This window comes from Methylobacterium marchantiae (assembly GCF_042679825.1).
Taxonomy (GTDB): Bacteria; Pseudomonadota; Alphaproteobacteria; order Rhizobiales; family Beijerinckiaceae; genus Methylobacterium; species Methylobacterium marchantiae.
Map to the genome: position 1 here is coordinate 1 of NZ_JBHTND010000049.1, position 19,100 is coordinate 19,100.

Below are 19,100 nucleotides of genomic sequence, written 5' to 3' on the forward strand. Positions count from 1 at the left end.
AGCCGGAAAGGGCGAGCGTTCGTCCTCTTGGCCTCCATCCGCCTAATGACCCGAAAGCTCTGTCAGAAAACATCATGATGCCGGACAGACTCTAAGGCGGAGCGTCGCTCCACCGGAGAATGAGCACGGGCGCCACCCCTTAACGCCGTCTTCAGTCGCTCCCGACAATCCTCTCCACTTCGATGCGGTAGGGACGGAGTTCGCGCGTGATCGGTCGTAGCCAGGATGGAGTGCTTCTCGCATCGCGACTGCTGTTGGCGGCGGCGCTGCTGCCCACCGGCATCGCCCGGGCGCTCAACGTCTCGGGTTTCGCTTTGTCCCTGGCTGGGGCCGGGATGCCTTCTCCCAATGCCGTCGCCACGGCCGCCGTGGTCGTCCAGGTCTTCGGTCCCCTGGCGCTGATCCTCGGCGTGATGCCCCGCCTCACCGGCATCGCTTTGGCGGGGTTCGCGGTGACGATGGCGATGCTGCTTCACGGGTTCTGGACCTATGCCGGAGCTGCGGCCTTGACGGAACGCACGCTGTTCCTGGCCGATCTCGGTCTTGCCGGCGGCTTCCTGATCTACGCGATCACCGGCCCCGGCGCCTGGAGCTGGCAGGGTTGGCGGCAATCGTCCCGCGAGGCGGCCGTGCGCGCGCCGGCCAAGTCGCGATCGTCCAAGCCGCAATCGGCCAACGGAAATGCCAAATCGACGAAGGGTCCCAAGCGCAGCCCCGCCCGGCCGTCGAGCCGCGCAGCGGCGTGAGGGGCGAGGCCTAAACGCCCTTCGACGCCAACCGCTGACCCGACACCTCCGCACCGGCATCGGGCGCCAGGCGGAGGAAGGCAAAGAGCGAGGCGAAGGAAATCACCGCTACGGTGACGAAGGCCGGCCAGAAATCGCTCGCCTCGATCATGGTGCGTCCGTGCTCCGCGGCGGCCGTCTCGAGGGCCAGGGCACCGATCGAGACGCCGAGGCTGAGCGACAATTGCTGAGCGACGCTGGCGAGGCTCGTCGCCGAGCTCATGTCCCGCGTCTCCAGCTCGGCATAGGCGATGGCGTTGACGCAGGTGAACTGGAGCGAGCGGACGCAGCCGCCGACGAGCAGGATGGCGACGATGAGCCAGTGCGGGGTCTGCGCCGTGAACAGGCCGTTCACCGCAAGGAAGCCCGACGCGACGATGGCGTTGAACAGCATCACCCGGCGAAAGCCGTAGGCGCGCAGGATACGCGGGCCGATGATCTTGATGAGCAGGGCCCCCGCCGCCGCCGCGAAGGTGAGAAGCCCCGATTGCAGCGGGTCGAGGCCGAAGCCGATCTGCAGCATCAGCGGCAGCAGGAAGGGGATCGCCCCCGTGCCGATGCGGAAGAGACTCCCACCGGTCACCGCCGCGCGAAAGGTCGGGTATCTCAGCAGGTCGAGCCGAATCACCGGATGTGCCACCCGGCGCGAATGCACGAGGTAGAGCGCCAGCAGGATCGCGCCGCCGACGAGGCAGCCCCACGAGACGTAATCCGGCAGAAGATGGCGTCCGAGGGAGGCGAGGCCGAGCATCATCGCGGCAAGGCCCGCTCCGGACAGCAGGAAGCCGATCACGTCGAGGGGCGGCCGCGAGGGCTCGCGGATGTTCTCGAAGTAGATCGTCGAGAGCACGATCCCGGCGAGCCCGATCGGGATGTTGATGAAGAAGATCCAGCGCCAGTCGAGATAGGTCGTGATCAATCCGCCCAGCGGCGGTCCCATGATCGGGCCGATCAGGGCTGGGATGGTGAGGTAGGCCAGAGCGCTGACGAGTTCGCTCTTGGGAACCGCCCGCAGGATGACGAGACGCCCCACCGGCACCATCATCGCCCCGCCGACGCCCTGGAACGCCCGGGCGGCGACGAAGGCGCCGAGCGAATTGGATGCGGCGCAGGCCAGCGACCCGGCCATGAACACCACGAGCGCCGTGCGGAAGATCGTGCGTGCCCCGTAGCGGTCGGCCATCCAGCCGCTGATCGGTATGAAGATCGCCAAGCTGACAAGATAGGCGGTGAGCGCCAGTTTCAGCGCGATCGGGTCCTCGTTCAGGCTTCTCGCGATGGCCGGCAGTGCCGTGGCGATCACCGTGGAGTCGGTGTTCTCCATGAACAACGCGGTGGCGACGACGAGGGGGACGATCTGGGACGTGCGCATGAAGCTCTGCTCAGCGGCGCAGACGAGGCGCGCCGGTTCGGTCGGGCATCCCGATGTGCCGAATCGATTTCTTACGCAACGGCACCGGGCTTTTGCCATGTCAGTGGATGAAAGGTGCGGCATCGCACGTGCTCTGCAACCGTGACACGTGAGCCACAGTCGGGGGCTTCGAGCCGGTATGCCAGCGGGGCCGTCTTTCGGGGGGAGGGATACGGCCTTAAGCTCGGCGACAACACGGCTGTCCCGCATCGCATCGGCTGCGCGGGACATCGCCGCCGCCATTCTGCGTGAAAGTCATTGAATGCCCTCGCGGTCCGAAACCTGTCGACGCTCGCCTGTTATCGGAGGCGCTTTCGGCCTCCTTCTGATGGTTGCCGGATGCGGCACCGTTCTCCTCAACGAGACCGGCTCGCTCACCCGCTACGATCGTCTCAATCCAAGCGACGAGGTGGCGACCAAGGCGAAGCTCTATGCCGATCCCGCAGCGCTCGCCGCGACGCAGACGGTTCGCATCGTTCCGACGCAGTTTCCGGAGTCGATTTCCGGGCCCGGTCTTAACCTCGTCGAGCGGCGCCTGATCGCCAACGCTGCCGACCGTGCGCTCTGCTACGAGTTGTCGCTGCGCTACGACGTTGTCTCCACGAAGAAAGCCGACCTGACGGTTCGCTCCGCCGTCACCCGCGTCGATCTCACCAACGTACCGGCTGCCGGCGCTACGATCGCCACTTCGGCCGGAATCACGGTCGCGTCTCAGCTCGGCGTTGGCTTCGCCACCGCGGTGGGCCGGGTGCCGATCCCCCGTATTCCGATCGGTCTCGGCAGCATCACCATCGAGGCGGAAGCCCTCGACGGCCGTCACCAGCAGCGGGCGGCGATGATCTGGGGTGGGGGTGCCAATGCCTTCACCAACCAGGCGCGCTTCTCCTCGGCCGGCGACGCCTACGATCTCGCGGGTGAGTTCGGACAGGATTTCGGCACGCTCCTCGTGACCGGGCGTGATCCGTTCAAGGAGCCGAATGCGATCCCCAACTGGAACCGCATCCGGATCACCACCCTCGGCGAGGCTCCGCTCGATCCCGATTGCGAGCAGTTCGGCCGAGCGCCGGGCATCGACGGAATCCTCGGCGACTATATCGGCCTGCCGCCGGATTGGACCGACAAGGGCCCCCGCGACCGGATCAACTGAGTTTTCCCGTCGCGATGCCGCGATCCTGCCTTTGCGCAGGGTCCGGCCCCATGATACTGCGCCGTGCCAACGCATTCGGCGCCGACGGCTCATCCAGCCCGGCGCCTCTCACCCGTTCGGGAGTTGGCACATGGCTCGTATCACCGCGGAATCCATCATCGAGGGCCTGACCTTCGACGACGTGCTCCTGCGCCCTGCCGCATCCTCGGTGATGCCCACGGAAGTCAGCGTCGCGACGCGCCTGACCCGCTCCATCCAGCTCAACATGCCGATCCTGGCCTCGGCCATGGACACCGTCACCGAGGCGCCGATGGCCATCGCCATGGCCCAGAACGGCGGCATGGGCGTCATCCACCGCAATCTCGAGCCGGCCGAGCAGGCCGAGCAGGTTCGCCTCGTCAAGAAGTACGAGTCGGGCATGGTGCTTAACCCGATCACCATCCACCCGGACGAGACCCTCGCTGACGCGTTCTCTCTGATGAAGCAGAACCGCATCTCGGGCATTCCGGTGGTCGAGCGCGGCCCCAACGGCTCACGCGGCAAGCTCGTCGGCATCCTCACCAACCGTGACGTGCGCTTCGCCACCAACCCTTCCGAGACGGTGGCCGAGCTGATGACCCGCGACCGGCTCATCACCGTGCGCGAGGGCGTGAACCAGGAGGAGGCCAAGCGCCTCCTGCACCAGTTCCGCATCGAGAAGCTCCTCGTGGTCGACGACCATTACCGCTGCATCGGCCTGATCACGGTGAAGGACATCGAGAAGCAGGTGGCCTATCCGGGCGCGGTCAAGGACGAGCAGGGCCGCCTGCGGGTGGCCGCCGCCACCACCACCGGCGATAGCGGCTTCGAGCGGGCCGAGCGCCTGATCGATGCGGGCTGCGACGTGGTCGTGGTCGACACCGCGCACGGCCACTCGATCAAGGTGCTCGACGCCGTGCGCCGGGTGAAGCAGCTCTCCAACACCGTGCAGATCGTGGCCGGCAACGTCGCCACCCGCGACGGCGCCCAGGCCCTCATCGATGCCGGCGCCGATGCGATCAAGGTCGGTATCGGACCGGGCTCGATCTGCACCACCCGCATCGTGGCGGGTGTCGGCGTGCCCCAGCTGACTGCTCTGATGGAGGCGGTCGAAGCCGCCGACCGGGCCAACGTGCCGGTGATCGCCGATGGCGGCATCAAGTTCTCGGGTGACCTCGCCAAGGCTATCGCGGCCGGAGCGTCCGTGGCCATGCTGGGCTCGCTTCTCGCCGGCACCGACGAGGCGCCCGGCGAGGTGTTCCTGCACCAGGGCCGCTCCTACAAGAGCTATCGCGGCATGGGCTCGGTGGGCGCCATGGCCCGCGGCTCGGCCGACCGCTACTTCCAGGCCGAGGTCAGCGACACCCACAAGCTCGTGCCCGAGGGGATCGAGGGGCAGGTGCCGTACAAGGGCCCGGTTGCAGCGGTGCTGCACCAGCTCGCCGGCGGCCTGCGCGCAGCCATGGGCTATGTCGGCGCGCCGACCATCCCCGAATTCCAGGACAAGGCGCAGTTCGTGCGCATCACCAATGCCGGCTTGCGCGAGAGCCACGTCCACGACGTGACCATCACCCGCGAGAGCCCGAACTACCCGAGCCGCGCCTGAGACCGATCCGGTGACCGATCTGCGACACCTCCTGCTCTGGCCGGTGCTGGCGCAGATCGGCCTCGTCTTCGGCCTCTATGTCTGGCTCTCCGCGGTACGCCTCCTGGCGGTCCGTAGTGGGGAGGTGCAATTCGGCTGTTTCGAGCTCGGCCGCGATGAGCCGCTGCACATCGCCCGCCTCACCCGCAACCTCTCCAACCAGTTCGAACTCCCGATCATCGTCTTCGCCTGCGTCGCCCTCCTCGTCGCCTTCGACCGGGTGACCTGGATCGATGTCTCGGCAGCTTGGCTCTTCTTCGTCGGCCGGGTGATCCATACCGGTGTCCAGACGCTCACCGACGACGTGCCACTGAGAGGCAGGGTCTTCGTCATCAACTTCCTCGGTTGCGCGGTCCTCGTCGCGCATCTCGGCCTCGTCGCCCTCGGGTGGTGATGCGGCAGCGACAGGACCCGCCATGACCGTCCGCGCCATTCTCGCCCCCGTCTTTGCGCAGGTTCTGCTGATCTTCGTCCTGCTGTTCTGGATGGGAGGCGCGCGTCTCGGCGTCGTCCGGTCGAAGGGGGTGAGAGCCACCGACGTCAGCATGGGCGAGCGCGCCTGGCCGGCACCCGCCCAGCAGGCGGCCAATGCCTTCTCGAACCAGTTCGAGCTGCCGGTCCTGTTCTTCGCCCTGGTGCCGCTGGCGCTCTACACGAAGAAGGCCGACCTCCTCTTCGTCGTCCTCGCCTGGATCTTCGTCGCCACGCGAGTGATTCATGCGGGTGTCTACGTCACCTCGAACCATGTGCCCCATCGCTTCCGCGCCTATGCGGCCGGCGCGCTGGTCCTCCTGCTGATGTGGGTCATCTTCGCGGTGCGCATCTTCATCGCCCCCATCGGAATCTGACGTCACGCCTGGAAAGTCGCGGCCCTCGTCCGATAAAGAGGGAGGCTCATTCAGGTTGAGGATCGTTCCATGCGCGTACTCGTCGTCGGCGCCGGTGCCACAGGCGGTTATTTCGGGGCGCGCCTCGCCGAGGCCGGTCGGGACGTGACCTTCCTCGTCCGCCCGGCCCGCGCCGAGAAACTGGCGGCAATGGGCCTTAGCGTGAAGAGCCCGGTGGGCGACATCCATCTCCCGTCGCCCGCGACGGTCACGGCCGCCGATCTCGCCGCCGGCCATGGCGGCAGCTTCGACCTCGTCCTGCTGAGCTGCAAGGCCTACGATCTCGATGCCGCCATCGCCGATGTGGCGCCGGCCGTCGGTCAGACGACGATGGTACTGCCGGTTCTGAACGGCATGCGTCATCTCGATGCGCTCGATGCCGCTTTCGGCCCGGAACGCATCCTCGGCGGTTCCTGCGCCATCGCGGCGACGGTGGCCGCCAACGGCGAGATCCGGCAGATGAGCCCTCTCCACACCCTGACCTACGGCGAGCGGGCCGGCGGCCGTTCGGAGCGCGTGGAGCGGGTCGAGGCGCTGATGCAGGGCGTCGCGTTCCAGCCGCGCCTCAGCGAGACGATGGTGTTGGAGATGTGGGAGAAATGGTCGTTCCTGGCGACGCTCGCCGGGGCGACTTGCCTGATGCGCGCCACGATCGGCGACATCGTCGCGGCTCCCGGCGGTCTCGCCTTCATCGAGGCGCTGATGGAAGAGTGCCGCCGCATCGCCGAGGATGCCGGCCACGCTCCGCGGGACAAGGTGATGCAGAATACGCGCACCACGCTTACGGCGGAGGGATCGGCTTTCACCGCCTCGATGCTGCGCGACATCGAGAATAAGGCGCGGATCGAGGCCGACCATATCGTCGGTGACCTCATCGCCCGCAGCCGGGAAGATGCGCATCCGATGCTCGACCGGGTCTACACCCACCTCAAGGCCTACGAGAATCGTCGCGCGCGTGAAGCCGCCTGAATCGGCGGCTTCCGCCGATGCCGGAGCGTTAGTAGCGTGGGCTCGGCGGCGGCGAGGGCGGGTTTCCGTATTCGAGCTGCGTCTTGGCGTCGTAAGGGCGCTGCGGCGGCGGGGTCAGGTCGACGGCGGGCGCGGTGGAGCAGGCGGCGACGCTGAGGAGGACGAGACCCGCGAGGGTCAGATGAATGATGGGGGACATGACGATTGCGAAGCTCCGGACGTTGACGCAGCGGGCTCGGGCGCAGCAAGGGCACGAGACGGTTCTGGCGCCTTGCCGTTCTGACGGCGGATCGTGCCGGAAGCTCGGCTGTATTGTGTCCGGCTGCGGATCAAAGCGTGGTCGCATCGCGGCGGCGCTCCTGACCGGTCACGCTTCCCTAACCTTGAGGATTTCGTCCTGACCCCTCCCGCCCGTCTCTCCGCCGCCATCGAGGTGCTCGCCGATATCGCCGAGCGACGCCGTCCGGCCGCGGATGCCCTCAAGGATTGGGGCCTCGCCCATCGTTTCGCCGGCTCAGGCGACCGTGCCGCCATCGCCAGCCTCGTCTACGACGCCCTGCGCCGCCGCGCCTCCGCGGCCTGGGTGATGGGCGAGGACACGCCGCGCGCCGTTCTCATCGGCATGCTTCGGCTGCAGCACGGGCTCGCCGCACCGACCATCGCGGGCCTGTTCTCGGGCGAGCGTTTCGCACCCGATCCCCTGACCGATGCCGAGCGCCGGGCGATTGCCGAGGGCTCGCTGACGGACGCGCCCGCGCATGTGGCCGGCGACGTGCCGGACTGGATCCTGCCTTCCCTGAGTCACCTGTTCGGCGACGCCCTGCTCGACGAATTGCGTGCTCTCGGCCGCCGCGCCCCGCTCGATATCCGGATCAATACGCTGAAGCGCGACCGCGAGACGGCGCTCGCCGGGCTCACGCATCTGGCCCCCGAGATCACGCCGCTTGCACCGAACGGCCTGCGCATTCCGCTGGGCGAGGACGGTCGTGGTCCCGCGCTGCATGTGGAGCCCGAATTCCTCGACGGCTGGTACGAGATCCAGGACGAGGGCTCGCAGCTCGCCGGCGCGCTGAGCGGCGTGCGACCCGGCGAGACCGTGGTCGATCTCTGTGCCGGCGGCGGCGGCAAGACCCTTGCGATCGCTGCGATGATGCAGAACCGGGGACGATTGATCGCCACCGACGACGATCCGCGCCGTCTCGCGCCGATCCATGACCGCCTGCGCCGCGCAGGTGCCGAGGCCGAAATCCGGACCCCGCGCGGAGGGCGGGCGAGGGCCGACGTCCTCGGTGACCTCGACGGCACCGTCGACAGGGTAGTGGTCGACGCGCCCTGTACAGGCACAGGGACGTGGAGGCGCAATCCCGACGCCAAGTGGCGGCTGCGCCTGGGTTCCCTCAGTGCTCGCGTCGCCGACCAGGCCGAGGTGCTCGATCGGGCCCTGCGTCTTGTGCGGCCGGGAGGGCGGATCACCTACATCACCTGCTCCCTGCTGCGCGAGGAGAACGACGCCGCCATCAACGGCATTCTGGCGCGGGCGGACGGCGCCCTGACGATCCTGCCGGCGGGATCGGTCATCGCGGACCACGCCCAAGGGCTCGCAGATTCCGTCCGATTGACCGAGCACGGCCTTCAGATGAGCCCGGCGCTCACGGGGACGGACGGATTTTACGTCGCCACCCTGGAACGGCGCGGCTGATGAGTCTCCACCGCAGGACATTGTTCGCCGCAGCTGCGGCGATGCTGTCCGGCGGTTCGGAAGCCCGCGCCGAGCCGATCCAGGCTCCAGGCTCGACTCTCGATGTGATCGACCTGTGGCCCGGTCTGCCGCCCGGAGGGGGAGGTCCCTTCGCGGCGGATGGCCGCTTCGACGAGAGCCGCGACGGCGTGATCAGCAACGTGGCGCGCCCTTGCCTGCTCGTGATGCGCGCGCCCAAGCCCAACGGTGCGGCTCTGGTGGTGGCGGCCGGCGGTGGCTACCGCCGCATCGACATCGGCAACGAGGGAATCCCGGTGGCGCGGTGGCTCGCCACCGTCGGCATCACCGCCTTCGTCCTGATCTACCGGCTGCCCGGCGAGGGATGGGCGGCGGGACCCGACGCTCCGCTTCAGGACGTGCAGCGGGCGATCCGACTGGTTCGGGCGGGAGCCGTGGGCTACGGGGTCGACCCCGAGCGGATCGGCGTGCTCGGCTTCTCCGCCGGCGGCCACCTGATGGGGGAGGCGGCCATGCGTGCCACGGCGGAGACCTATGCCGGGCTCGATTCCAGCGATGCGCTCTCGGCACGGCCCGAACTCGCCGGCCTGATCTATCCCGTCATCACCCTGCGGCCGCCCTTCGACCGTACCTCGACGCGGCGCATCCTCGCCGGCGACCCACCGGACCCGGTCAAGGCGGCGGTCTATTCGGTGGATACGCATGTCCGCGAGAAGGCGCCGCCGACCTTCCTCGCCCAGGCCGCCGACGACCCGATCGCCGTGGTCGACAACAGCCTGCTGATGTTCTCGGCCCTGCGCAGCGCGCTGGTGCCGACTGAGCTACACCTGTTCGAGCGTGGGGGGCACGGCTTCGGACTCGGCGTGCCGGGCTCACCGGCCGCAGCGTGGTCCGGCCTGTTCCTCACCTGGATGCGGCGTCGCGGCTTCCTCAGGGCGTGAGCATGGGCGACGTTCGGCCCTTCGAACCGGCGGCGCCATGCCCAACGCATGTGGGTGGTGCGCGCCCTGCGGAAGCTGCGCGTTGCACCGTGGCAGGGCCTCGTCTAACTCCGATCCATGAATACCGACCACGACAAGATCCTCATCGTCGATTTCGGCAGCCAGGTGACCCAGCTCATCGCGCGGCGTGTGCGCGAGGAGGGGGTCTATTGCGAGATCGTCCCCTTCACCAAGGCGGCGGAGGCCTTTGCGGAGTCGAAACCCAAGGGCGTGATCCTCTCGGGTGGCCCCGAATCGGTGACGAGCGACGCCTCGCCCCGCACGCCCCAGGTGGTGTTCGATTCCGGCGTGCCGGTCTTCGGCATCTGCTACGGCCAGCAGACCATGGCGGCGCAGCTCGGCGGTGAGGTCGAGGGCGGGCACCATGCCGAATTCGGACGGGCCGAGATCGAGATCCTGGCCGATTGCCCCCTGTTCAAGGGCGTCTGGCATGTGGGCGAGCATTACCCGGTCTGGATGAGCCACGGTGACCGCGTCACAAAGCTGCCCGACGGCTTCACCACCGTCGCCATTTCCAAGAACGCCCCCTTCGCCGCCGTCGCGGACGAGGCACGCAACTATTACGCGGTCCAGTTCCATCCGGAGGTGGCGCATACCCCGCACGGCGCCCTTCTGATCCGCAACTTCGTGCGCGACATCGCCGGCTGCACCGGCGACTGGACCATGGGCGCCTATCGCGAGGAGGCGATTGCCAAGATACGCGAGCAGGTCGGCAAGGAGCGCGTGATCTGCGGCCTGTCGGGCGGCGTCGATTCGTCGGTGGCGGCGGTGCTGATCCACGAGGCGATCGGCGAGCAGTTGACGTGCGTCTTCGTCGATCACGGCCTGCTGCGCATGGGCGAGGCCGAGGAGGTCGTGCGGCTGTTCCGCGACCATTACAACATCCCCCTGGTCCATGTTCAGGCGCAGGAGCTGTTCCTCGGCGAGCTCGAGGGCGTCAGCGACCCCGAGATCAAGCGCAAGACCATCGGCCGCCTGTTCATCGACGTGTTCGACGAGGAAGCGAAGAAGATCGGCGGCGCGGCTTTCCTTGCGCAGGGCACGCTCTACCCGGACGTGATCGAGAGCGTCTCCTTCACCGGCGGCCCCTCGGTGACGATCAAGAGCCACCATAATGTCGGCGGCCTGCCCGAGCGCATGAACATGCAGCTCGTGGAGCCTCTGCGCGAATTGTTCAAGGACGAGGTCCGGGTGCTCGGCAAGGAGCTCGGTCTGCCGGAAGCCTTCGTCGGCCGCCACCCCTTCCCCGGCCCCGGCCTCGCCATCCGCTGCCCCGGCACCATCACCGCCGAGAAGCTGGAAGCGCTTAGGAAAGCCGACGCCATCTACCTCGACGAGATCCGAAAGGCCGGCCTCTACGACACGATCTGGCAGGCCTTCGCAGTGATCCTGCCGGTGAAGACCGTGGGCGTGATGGGCGATGGCCGCACCTACGACCATGTCTGTGCGCTTCGCGCCGTGACCTCGGTCGACGGCATGACGGCGGATTTCTACCCCTTCGACATGGCCTTCCTCGGCCGCGTCGCCACCCGCATCATCAACGAGGTCAAGGGCATCAACCGTGTGACCTACGACATCACCTCGAAGCCGCCTGGGACGATCGAGTGGGAGTGATTCAGGCCCATCCGAACGTATCCGAAACTACGCTATAGTACGATCTAAGTCATTGAAATAAAATAATTATATCTCGTCTTCTATCGTTATCTATCGCAGGGCATGCGAATGGAATGACGGTACGGATGACGGTATGGCCGAATCTTGATCGACCGCCAAAACCATTATACCGTCAGGTTCAAGAGAGCCTTGACGGTATATTTTTTGGCTATATCGCATTGAAATTAAAGCGATAATTCATCTTCAGAGAGGGTGATTTTGGCCTGACGGTATAATTCGAGCCTCTCCCCTGGAAATTGCCCATTTTTGGAGGGAGTTATGCTGACGGATGCTGCTCTTAAGAGCCTGAAACCAAAAGATAAATTGTACAAAGTTACCGACCGTGACGGTATGTACGTTCTCGTGCAGCCGTCAGGGAAAATCGCGTTCCGCTACGACTACCGTTTGAACGGCCGGCGTGAGACGGTGACGCTGGGCCGATACTCCCCAACGGACCTGTCCCTGGCGCGGGCACGTGAGAAGCTGATCGATGCCAAGCGAGCGATCGGCGAGGGCCGCTCGCCGGCCCATGAGAAGCAGCGCGAGAAGCGTCGCCTCAAGGAAGCCAAGAGCTTTGGCGAGTTTGGCGAGCGTTGGATGCAAGAGGCGAAGATGGCCGACAGCACCCGGGCCATGCGACGCGCGATCTTCGAGCGCGACATCCTGCCGACGTTCCGGAATCGCCTGCTGACGGAGATCGATCCGAACGATCTGCGGGCCATGTGCGCGAAGGTCAAAGAGCGCGGGGCGCCCGCAACAGCGGTTCATGTCCGTGATATCGTGAAGCTGATCTACGCCTTCGCGATCCTGCACGGCGAGAAGGTCGCCAATCCGGCTGACGAGGTTGGACCGGCCTCGATCGCAACCTTCGTCCCGAAGGATCGCTCGCTGTCACCCTCTGAAATCCGGGTGATGCTCGGGCAACTCGAACATGTGCCGACGCTGCCGACGATTCGGCTCGGTCTGCGCCTCATCCTGCTGACGATGGTCCGCAAGAGCGAACTCCAGGATGCGACGTGGGACGAGGTGGATTTCGAGAACGCCGTCTGGTCGATCCCCAAGGAGCGGATGAAGCGCTCGAAGGCGCACAACGTCTATCTCGCCCAGCAGGCGATCGACATGCTCATCGCGCTGAAGACCTGCGCGGGTAACTCGAAGTACCTGCTCCCGTCGCGCTATGACGCCGATGCCCCGATGTCGCGGGCCACGTTCAACCGGATCACGACCGCTGTGGTGGTGCGCGCGAAAAAGGAGGGATTGCCGCTGGAGCCGTTCACGGTCCACGATCTTCGGCGAACCGGCTCGACGCTTCTCAATGAGCTGGGCTTCAACAGCGACTGGATCGAGAAGTGCCTGGCCCATGAGGACGGTCGTTCGTCGCGCGGTATCTACAACAAAGCCGAGTATGAGCATCAGCGCCGTCACATGATGCAGGAGTGGGCGAACCTCGTCGATGCCTGGGTCGTCGGTCAGAAATATGCCCCGACGCTTTATCCGCCGTCGATGGACCTGCTGGTGCCGGAACCTACCGTGTAACCGGCCGGGTCTTCCTCAGATGTACATCTGGAGACGGTGCGCGTTTGACGGTCTTCGCATTCGAAGCCTGACGGCGCATCGCCAGCCAGGCTTCGACTTCGGCCAGATCCCATACAACGCAACGGGACGTCAGATAGAACCTCTGCGGGAACTCGCCCCGCTGCTCCATGTCGTAGATCGTGGTGTCGGCAAGCGGGACGATCTCGCGGAGCTGGCTTCGGCGGATGGTTCGTTTGCTCAAGGCTGATTGCGGACGGCTCATGGCGATACCTCAGTTGTAAAATCCGAGGACAATAGAAGCCGATAGTCGTCAGGGTTGGGAATGCCGCACGGAGCGCGAGCGTGGAAACGGCGGCAATGGCGTAGGAAACGGAGGGTTTGCCAAGGCGCAATCGGTGGACCTGCCGTTGTTGCGCTTCATTGGCCTTCAGTCACGCGCGCGTTCAGCCCGCCACGCCCTGCACTCGAAATTCAGATCAACTAATCATATCTGACATAATGAGCAATATAATTGGTCATATATGATTGTTATAGGGCCAGAGCGATTTCGGTTTCATCGTTCAGAAACGCCGGTTCATAGTCACGCGCAAGGCTGCCGGTAACGCCGACCAGGCGGAACGCCTCGCGCCATTCAGCCGAAATTCGCCGTGCGGTTTCCCGGATCGTCTGGCGCGCCTCGGATTCGACGATTTCGAAGAAGTCGCAAGCTTCCAGGGCAAGCCGGATGGATCGGTCGTGACCTCCGCCCTCCAGGATCGCCGTTTCGAGGTGCGGGTTGCGATCGGGCGCGGGGTTCACGTCGAACATCGGGGACAGACGCCAGCGCCCAGCGCCGACATAGAGGAAGCCATGGTTCTTCAGATGGTCATCCTTGTTCGACACGAGGATGGTGAAGATCAAGCGCAGATAGAGTTCCCGGAAGTCGGCCGACGGGTCGGCCGCCGCCGTGCGCATGAAATCGACGATCTCGGTGTAGGCGCCGAGGTCTGTCCCGGTTTTGCCCAATGCCGTGCGCGCGGAGATGTAGGGGATACGGGCGGTGCCGCGTCGATCGAACCGTTGCAGCAAGGCGACGGGGAACGGGGTATCCGCAAGCTCCAGTCTCGCCTCGGGCGTGCGGATGCCGCAGGCTCTGGCGAGCCGGAGCGTTGCGACTTCGACCCGCTCGATGGGTTGCTGGTCGTGAACGGAGGTGAATTTGGCAAGCCAGAGGGTCTCGCCATCAATGACATTGGCCTTGGGGCGCGCCCCCCCTGAGCCGCCGGCTCCGGCAAGCGCCTGCATATCCTGTGCGGAGATCTCCTTGCCCTGTTCGTAGGCTCGGGAGATGGCGGTGATGGCCTGTAGGTCGAGCAAGCGCGGTACAGCCTCAGCGGCGCGTCCCGTGATCACCTCGCCCTTGTCATCAACGAAACGTAGCGCCCCTTGGCGGCAGGTATCGTCGGAGAGCGTCAGATATTCAAACTCGGAGAGGCCATTGCCATAGGTGCGTTCGAGAAGCCTGCGTCCCCAGCTATCGGGTGCAGCATCGGAGAAGACGCCTGCGAGCGCGTCACGCATATTGCCCGGCTGGCCGGAGGTGTGGAACGGTCCGCCTTCGAAGGGCAAGTCCGGCTGCAAAGCAAAGGCTCGGGGGTTCTCGGTCCAGGCGGCATCATACGAAAAGGTGGAAAACTGGCGCGGCCCGACCTGCGTGAAACGCAATTGGCCGACGGGCGTCAGGCTCTCACCAAGGGCGACATGAGCGGCGAAGTCGGGCATCAGAAGGCCGCGCCATCTGGGTCGACGACATCGGTTTCATCCTGTTGCGCCTTATGACCCTGCGTTTCCTGCCTGCGGAGTTTGGCGGCAAAGGATTTTCCGCGTCGCGGCAACTGTTCGGCGGCCAACGCTAGACCCAGGTCATCCTTGCGTGTGTCAAGGAGGTCGGCCAGGCGCTCTACAAGCCCCATGGCGACGAGAACATCGGCAAGCGTACCGATGCCGACGCCCGGATCGCCTTTTTCGAGCCGTGCGACGGTACTGGCAGAAGTGCCGGCGCGGGCTGCGAGATCAGCCACAGCTACTCCACGCCGCAAACGTGCGTTGCGAACGTCGTGCCCAAGCCGTTCGAGCGCTGATCTCGACTTTGGGGAGCCCAATGCAATTCTCCGTATATGACCGACATAGCGTTGATGTAAGTCATATATGATGAATTAGTTGATTTTTCAAGCCCGACGCGCTGATGGGCGACGCTGCCTGAGCCAGGGCAATGCTAGATCAACCGGGTAACGTGCTGCGCTTCGCCTTGGCAAACGCCCGATCAGTCGCGATGAACCGTTCCAGCATGGGCACAATAAGGCGGACAGGATCGGTCGGCGAATGGCCGCTCTCGCGGGCGAGCACATCGGCATAGGCGGTAAGATCGCGATGCAGGCTGGCGGGCAGTTCCACCGTCACCTTCACTGGCTTGTCATCGGCGATCGGGCCGAGCTTGAGCTTGGTCATGGCGCGGCTCCATATGCTTCAAGCACGAGGTCGCGCGTTACGATGACGCGGACGGGGAAGCCCGGCCGGATGGTCAGCGTCGGTGCGATATTGAGCTGGCGCTGGACGATTTGGCGGCCGGTCTGGCCGATGCTGTCTGAAGCGCCGTCGCGGATAGCGCTAAGAAGATCGCTCTCGTCGCTGGACGATCCCGTGTTGGCGCCAATGCTGAGCAGCGTCGAAAGCGCCGCCGCCTTGAACAGTTCGCCCCAATGATAATCGACGCCATCCTCAAGTCCTGCATAGCCTTCGGCGTCAGCGCCCGGCTGACGCTCCAGCACGATCGAGCGGCCGTTCGGCATGATGAGGCGGTTCCAGACCAGCAGGACACGGCGCTGGCCGAAGCCGACGCCATTGTCATACTGGCCGATCAGCCGTGTGCCCTGTGGTACGAGCAGGATGCGACCGGTCGGGCTGTCGTAAATATTCTCCGTGACCTGGGCGGTGATCTGTCCGGGCAGATCGGAGCGGATGCCGGTGATGAGCGCGGCCGGAATGACCGCGCCGGCCTGAAGGATGTTCGGCGACGCCGGCGCGGCCACGCGATCCGATGCGACGGTGCGCCTGTCGGCCGCCTGATTGAGGAAGGCGAGCTGGCGGTCCTGCGCGGTAGGCGTCGCTGGCTGTGGCGCGAGGCCGAGGCCGGTCAGGTCCGGAATGGGTGCCGTGGCATTGGCCGGCGTGGTCGTTGGTGACGCGACGTTGCGCGACTCGGTTGAAGCGAACAGCTTACCGGTTCGCGCCGCTTCAATTTCCTGAAGCCGGCGCTGCTCTTCGGCGCTGAGACCCGGTGTGGCTGTGGCGATGCCCGGCGCGGGAACGGGCTGGCCCCTGTTCTGAGCATCGAGAATCGGCCGCCCGAGATCGCCCGGCAAAGCTGGCCCCAGGACCGGGCCGGTATAATCCCTCGGCAGGCCGTTGAGACCATCGGCGGTCGAGCGGTTCTCGGTCGAATAGAGTTCGCTGTTTCCCCCGCCGCCATCGCGGGTCTGGAGCGCATAGATCAGCGCGCCGCCAATACTGAGGCTGCCGACTAGGCCGAGACCGGCCAGAACCTTCCGCGACAACCGGGTGACGCGCGGCGGTTCGGCACGAAGGCGCATCGGTGCGACCGGCTCGCCGGTCAACGGACGGGCGTCGTCGTCGTCCGGCGTCGCCCCTGGCTTCGCGCTCTTATCAGGATCGATCTCGCTCACGATGCCGACCTCCCGTCAGTGCGGGTGATACGGACGCGCTTTTGATTGTCGCCGGTGCCGAAGCGCAGTTCGGCGGCGGCGAACAGCCGAGCGACGATCATATGCCGGCCGCGCACCCGGTAGTTCACCAGCTCCGAGGTGTTACCCTCGGGACCGACGACGAAGAGCGGCGGCATCTCACCTTGGGCTATGCCGCGCGGGAATTCGATGAACACCTGTCGCTCGTCGTCGAAGGCGCGCAGCGGCCGCCATGGCGCACGGTCGCCCTCGATCGCATAGCGGAAGTTGACGTTGGCGAGATCGACGCCACTGGCGACCGGCTGGGCGGCCTCGGCCTGGCTGTTCTGACGACGCAGGGCGATAAGCTGGTCCTGCGGATATTGCCAGGACACCGACGCCATATAGGTCCGCTCGGACGAGCGCAGCTCCATGTGGTAGGTGCGCAGATTGGTGTTGATGACGAGATTGGTCATCAGGTCGGCGCGCGTCGGTTTGACAAGGATATGGACCTGTTGCGTGGCCCCCGAGCCGCTGAGCGTGTCGCCGATGATCCAGCGCACCGTGTCGCCGGCGGCGACCGGCCCGGAGCCGACGAGGGTTTCGCCCGGCTGGAGCGCGATGTCGGTGATCTGGCCGACGGCGGTGTAGACCTGATAGAGGGCGCCGCCGGTATAGGGATAGACCTGCATGGCGTTGATGAAGCCGTCGCGGACGGGCTGGATGCGCGCGGCAGCATTAGCCTGATTGACGCGGGCGGCGGGATCGGTCGGTTCTGGCGTCTGGCGCGAGCGCTCCACCGGCTTCATCTGGCCGGGCAGCGGCAAGGGTCGCGGCAGTTCGACGACGGTGACCGGCGCCGGCGGATCGACGGTCTGCACGGCGGGCGCAGCGTCATCATAGGCGATCTCGGGCGGTTTCTGCGTCGTGGCGCAGCCGGCGAGCGCCGACGTGCAAAGCAGCAAAGCCGCAAATGCGGTTGTGCGGGAAGCCGGCTTCCCGGCGCTACGGAAAGACGGTGTCATTGTCCAAGCTCCTTCGACCAGTTGATGGCGTTGACGTAGATTCCGAGCGGATTGGCCCGGAGCTTTTCGGCATCACGGGGTGGCGCGACGGCGATGGTGAGGATGGCGGTCCAGCGCGATGTCTCGGCGAGCGAGCCGTCCTGATAGCGGCGCTCGACCCAGGCGACGCGAAAGCTGTCGGGTGAGGCGCGAATGACGGACGACACCTCGACAGCGATCTGCTGCTTGCCGACCTTGGTGAAAGGGTCGTTGACGCGGGCATAGTCGTTAAGCGCCATGGCCCCGCGATCGGTGGTGAACTCATAGGCGCGCAGCCAGTTCTGCCGGACGATGATGGCATCGGCTGGGATCGAGCGGACCTGCTCGATGAAGCGCGCCAGATGCCAGGCGATCTGCGGAGCGGTCGGGCGGTAGTCGGCGACGGCGGGCGCGATGGCCTGCGCCTGACCGAGCTTGTCGACTTGCACCACCCACGGCACGATCGAGCCGTTGGCGGATTGCCAGACCAGCGCGCCGGACAGCCCGGCCGACAGGGTCAGTGAGCCGAACGCCATGAGGCGCCAGTTCTTCGCCTGGACGCGGGCCGAGCCGATGCGCTCGTCCCAGACCTGGGCGGCGCGCTGGTATGGCGTCTCGGGTTGCGGCGTCTTGCCGTAATGGGTGGAAGGTCGTTTGAACATCAGCGGTCGCTTTCGGAGAGGTTGACGGAAGAGCCGCCGCCATGGCTGTCGCCGGATTTGACGGCGTGGGCGGCGGCCTGGATGCCGTGGGAGGCTTGCTGGCCGCGCTTCATGCGCTTGGCCCATGCGGGCGGGCCGTCAGCGCTGGCGGACGAAGACGATGCGGATGGAGCGTCGGCGCCCTCGCTCAGTGCGGCCTCGCCGCTGACGGCGCGTTCGCCGGCCTGAAAGCTGTCCTTCATGGAGGCGGCGGCGCGCCTGAACGGGCTGGCGATGGTGGACCCGGCCTGGGACACGCCGGTACTGGCGACGCCCGATGCGCCTCCGGCCTGATAGGCGGCGGTCGCACCGCCCGCGAGGGTCGCGCCGCCACGGGCGGCAGCGGCGGCTCCTCCGGCGAGAGCGGCCCCGCCGGACGCGACGGCGCCGATCGCAGCACCTCCGGCGGCGACCATACCGCCTGCGGCGAGACCCGTTCCAATGGCCGAACCCGCACCGAGCTGCGGGCCGCCGGAGACGAGACCGTTGGCGATGCCGGGACCGAAGGTTCCCAAGCCCAGCAGCGACAGCGCCGCCAGCACGATCGCCATGGCGTCGTCGATCGTCGGCGCCGTGCCGCCGAAGCCCGCGGTGAACTGGCTGAACAGCGTCGAGCCGATGCCAATGATGACGGCCAGCACCAGCACCTTGATGCCCGACGAGATGACGTTGCCCAGCACCCGTTCGGCCATGAAGGCGGATTTGCCGAACAGCCCGAACGGGATCAGCACGAAGCCTGCCAGCGTCGTCAGCTTGAACTCGATCAGGGTGTGAACCGCGCCGGGTTTTCCGGAGACCATTTGGTTTGGGTTCAGGCGGCCAAGGGTTGAGCCTCGGCTTTGGCATAGTAGCGGGCTTCGGCCTCGGC

19 protein-coding genes and 1 pseudogene are annotated in these 19,100 nt (G+C 66.1%); 10 read left to right on the forward strand and 10 right to left on the reverse strand.

Annotation, left to right across the window (positions count from 1 at the left end; translation table 11 throughout):
• The first annotated feature begins 206 nt into the window (after positions 1–206).
• On the forward strand, positions 207–746 hold the full coding sequence (locus ACFQ4G_RS20955) for a DoxX family protein (RefSeq protein ID WP_238209057.1): 540 nt from the start codon (positions 207–209) through the stop codon (positions 744–746).
• Positions 747–756: 10 nt separating this feature from the next.
• On the opposite strand, the gene ACFQ4G_RS20960 is transcribed toward ACFQ4G_RS20955, so the two are convergent.
• Positions 757–2,157 (reverse strand): MFS transporter, encoded by a 1,401-nt coding sequence (locus ACFQ4G_RS20960; RefSeq protein WP_238209056.1) that lies wholly within the window; start codon positions 2,155–2,157, stop codon positions 757–759.
• Between the two features lie 301 nt (positions 2,158–2,458).
• Between ACFQ4G_RS20960 and ACFQ4G_RS20965 the strand changes: the two genes are divergently transcribed.
• The 5 genes from ACFQ4G_RS20965 to panE all read left to right on the forward strand — a co-directional run bounded on the left by ACFQ4G_RS20965 (position 2,459) and on the right by panE (position 6,862).
• Positions 2,459–3,343: a DUF3313 domain-containing protein gene (locus ACFQ4G_RS20965; RefSeq protein ID WP_238209055.1), complete on the forward strand. Its 885-nt coding sequence runs from the start codon at positions 2,459–2,461 to the stop codon at positions 3,341–3,343.
• Positions 3,344–3,473: 130 nt separating this feature from the next.
• Positions 3,474–4,967 (forward strand): IMP dehydrogenase, encoded by a 1,494-nt coding sequence (guaB, locus tag ACFQ4G_RS20970; protein ID WP_238209054.1) that lies wholly within the window; start codon positions 3,474–3,476, stop codon positions 4,965–4,967.
• Positions 4,968–4,977: 10 nt separating this feature from the next.
• Positions 4,978–5,400, forward strand: coding sequence for an MAPEG family protein (locus tag ACFQ4G_RS20975; protein WP_238209053.1), 423 nt, complete (start codon positions 4,978–4,980; stop codon positions 5,398–5,400).
• Positions 5,401–5,422: 22 nt separating this feature from the next.
• On the forward strand, positions 5,423–5,854 hold the full coding sequence (locus tag ACFQ4G_RS20980; RefSeq protein ID WP_238209052.1) for an MAPEG family protein: 432 nt from the start codon (positions 5,423–5,425) through the stop codon (positions 5,852–5,854).
• A gap of 69 nt (positions 5,855–5,923) precedes the next feature.
• Complete coding sequence (gene panE / locus ACFQ4G_RS20985) at positions 5,924–6,862, forward strand: 2-dehydropantoate 2-reductase (RefSeq protein WP_238209051.1); 939 nt, start codon at positions 5,924–5,926, stop codon at positions 6,860–6,862.
• Between the two features lie 28 nt (positions 6,863–6,890).
• On the opposite strand, the gene ACFQ4G_RS20990 is transcribed toward panE, so the two are convergent.
• Positions 6,891–7,061 (reverse strand): hypothetical protein, encoded by a 171-nt coding sequence (locus tag ACFQ4G_RS20990; RefSeq protein ID WP_238209050.1) that lies wholly within the window; start codon positions 7,059–7,061, stop codon positions 6,891–6,893.
• A 123-nt stretch (positions 7,062–7,184) separates the two neighbouring features.
• Between ACFQ4G_RS20990 and ACFQ4G_RS20995 the strand changes: the two genes are divergently transcribed.
• The 4 genes from ACFQ4G_RS20995 (at position 7,185) to ACFQ4G_RS21010 (ending at position 12,769) form a co-directional block, all read left to right on the forward strand.
• Positions 7,185–8,561, forward strand: coding sequence for an RsmB/NOP family class I SAM-dependent RNA methyltransferase (locus tag ACFQ4G_RS20995; protein ID WP_379041018.1), 1,377 nt, complete (start codon positions 7,185–7,187; stop codon positions 8,559–8,561).
• Complete coding sequence (locus tag ACFQ4G_RS21000) at positions 8,561–9,520, forward strand: alpha/beta hydrolase (RefSeq protein ID WP_238209049.1); 960 nt, start codon at positions 8,561–8,563, stop codon at positions 9,518–9,520. The genes ACFQ4G_RS20995 and ACFQ4G_RS21000 overlap by 1 nt, the downstream gene beginning before the upstream one ends.
• 117 nt (positions 9,521–9,637) lie before the next feature.
• Entirely contained in the window at positions 9,638–11,194 is a 1,557-nt protein-coding gene (gene guaA, locus ACFQ4G_RS21005) for a glutamine-hydrolyzing GMP synthase (RefSeq protein ID WP_238209048.1), read from the forward strand.
• Between the two features lie 318 nt (positions 11,195–11,512).
• Positions 11,513–12,769: a tyrosine-type recombinase/integrase gene (locus tag ACFQ4G_RS21010; protein ID WP_238209047.1), complete on the forward strand. Its 1,257-nt coding sequence runs from the start codon at positions 11,513–11,515 to the stop codon at positions 12,767–12,769.
• On the opposite strand, the gene ACFQ4G_RS21015 is transcribed toward ACFQ4G_RS21010, so the two are convergent.
• The 8 genes and pseudogenes from ACFQ4G_RS21015 to ACFQ4G_RS21050 form a co-directional block, all read right to left on the reverse strand.
• On the reverse strand, positions 12,759–13,031 hold the full coding sequence (locus ACFQ4G_RS21015) for a helix-turn-helix transcriptional regulator (protein WP_238209046.1): 273 nt from the start codon (positions 13,029–13,031) through the stop codon (positions 12,759–12,761). The two genes, ACFQ4G_RS21010 and ACFQ4G_RS21015, sit on opposite strands and share 11 nt — an antisense overlap.
• A gap of 266 nt (positions 13,032–13,297) precedes the next feature.
• A complete protein-coding gene (locus tag ACFQ4G_RS21020) occupies positions 13,298–14,530 on the reverse strand; it encodes a type II toxin-antitoxin system HipA family toxin (RefSeq protein ID WP_238209045.1) in 1,233 nt (410 codons plus the stop codon).
• Positions 14,530–14,910: a helix-turn-helix domain-containing protein gene (locus ACFQ4G_RS21025; protein ID WP_379041015.1), complete on the reverse strand. Its 381-nt coding sequence runs from the start codon at positions 14,908–14,910 to the stop codon at positions 14,530–14,532. Before ACFQ4G_RS21025 ends, ACFQ4G_RS21020 begins: the two co-directional genes overlap by 1 nt.
• 118 nt (positions 14,911–15,028) lie before the next feature.
• Complete coding sequence (locus ACFQ4G_RS21030; RefSeq protein WP_238209043.1) at positions 15,029–15,256, reverse strand: DUF2274 domain-containing protein; 228 nt, start codon at positions 15,254–15,256, stop codon at positions 15,029–15,031.
• Complete coding sequence (locus ACFQ4G_RS21035; RefSeq protein WP_238209042.1) at positions 15,253–16,491, reverse strand: TrbI/VirB10 family protein; 1,239 nt, start codon at positions 16,489–16,491, stop codon at positions 15,253–15,255. The genes ACFQ4G_RS21030 and ACFQ4G_RS21035 overlap by 4 nt, the downstream gene beginning before the upstream one ends.
• A complete protein-coding gene (gene trbG, locus ACFQ4G_RS21040; protein ID WP_238209041.1) occupies positions 16,488–17,513 on the reverse strand; it encodes a P-type conjugative transfer protein TrbG in 1,026 nt (341 codons plus the stop codon). Before trbG ends, ACFQ4G_RS21035 begins: the two co-directional genes overlap by 4 nt.
• The gene (gene trbF / locus ACFQ4G_RS21045) at positions 17,510–18,193 is read right to left on the reverse strand and encodes a conjugal transfer protein TrbF (RefSeq protein WP_238209040.1); all 684 of its coding nucleotides are present in this window, start codon (positions 18,191–18,193) and stop codon (positions 17,510–17,512) included. The genes trbG and trbF overlap by 4 nt, the downstream gene beginning before the upstream one ends.
• Positions 18,193–19,002, reverse strand: a pseudogene (locus ACFQ4G_RS21050) (type IV secretion system protein); the annotation flags it as partial. The gene trbF and the pseudogene ACFQ4G_RS21050, both read right to left, overlap by 1 nt.
• Positions 19,003–19,100 lie beyond the last annotated feature (98 nt).

What these genes read in the sequence shown, in the direction of transcription:
- trbG (WP_238209041.1), bottom strand. Translation starts at nt 17,513, where the DNA reads ATGACACCGTCTTTCCGTAGCGCCGGGAAGCCGGCTTCCCGCACAACC.
- ACFQ4G_RS20960 (WP_238209056.1), bottom strand. Translation starts at nt 2,157, where the DNA reads ATGCGCACGTCCCAGATCGTCCCCCTCGTCGTCGCCACCGCGTTGTTC.
- ACFQ4G_RS21020 (WP_238209045.1), bottom strand. Translation starts at nt 14,530, where the DNA reads ATGCCCGACTTCGCCGCTCATGTCGCCCTTGGTGAGAGCCTGACGCCC.
- panE (WP_238209051.1), top strand. Translation starts at nt 5,924, where the DNA reads ATGCGCGTACTCGTCGTCGGCGCCGGTGCCACAGGCGGTTATTTCGGG.
- ACFQ4G_RS21015 (WP_238209046.1), bottom strand. Translation starts at nt 13,031, where the DNA reads ATGAGCCGTCCGCAATCAGCCTTGAGCAAACGAACCATCCGCCGAAGC.
- ACFQ4G_RS20990 (WP_238209050.1), bottom strand. Translation starts at nt 7,061, where the DNA reads ATGTCCCCCATCATTCATCTGACCCTCGCGGGTCTCGTCCTCCTCAGC.
- guaB (WP_238209054.1), top strand. Translation starts at nt 3,474, where the DNA reads ATGGCTCGTATCACCGCGGAATCCATCATCGAGGGCCTGACCTTCGAC.
- ACFQ4G_RS21030 (WP_238209043.1), bottom strand. Translation starts at nt 15,256, where the DNA reads ATGACCAAGCTCAAGCTCGGCCCGATCGCCGATGACAAGCCAGTGAAG.
- ACFQ4G_RS20980 (WP_238209052.1), top strand. Translation starts at nt 5,423, where the DNA reads ATGACCGTCCGCGCCATTCTCGCCCCCGTCTTTGCGCAGGTTCTGCTG.
- ACFQ4G_RS21000 (WP_238209049.1), top strand. Translation starts at nt 8,561, where the DNA reads ATGAGTCTCCACCGCAGGACATTGTTCGCCGCAGCTGCGGCGATGCTG.
- trbF (WP_238209040.1), bottom strand. Translation starts at nt 18,193, where the DNA reads ATGTTCAAACGACCTTCCACCCATTACGGCAAGACGCCGCAACCCGAG.
- ACFQ4G_RS21010 (WP_238209047.1), top strand. Translation starts at nt 11,513, where the DNA reads ATGCTGACGGATGCTGCTCTTAAGAGCCTGAAACCAAAAGATAAATTG.
- guaA (WP_238209048.1), top strand. Translation starts at nt 9,638, where the DNA reads ATGAATACCGACCACGACAAGATCCTCATCGTCGATTTCGGCAGCCAG.
- ACFQ4G_RS20965 (WP_238209055.1), top strand. Translation starts at nt 2,459, where the DNA reads ATGCCCTCGCGGTCCGAAACCTGTCGACGCTCGCCTGTTATCGGAGGC.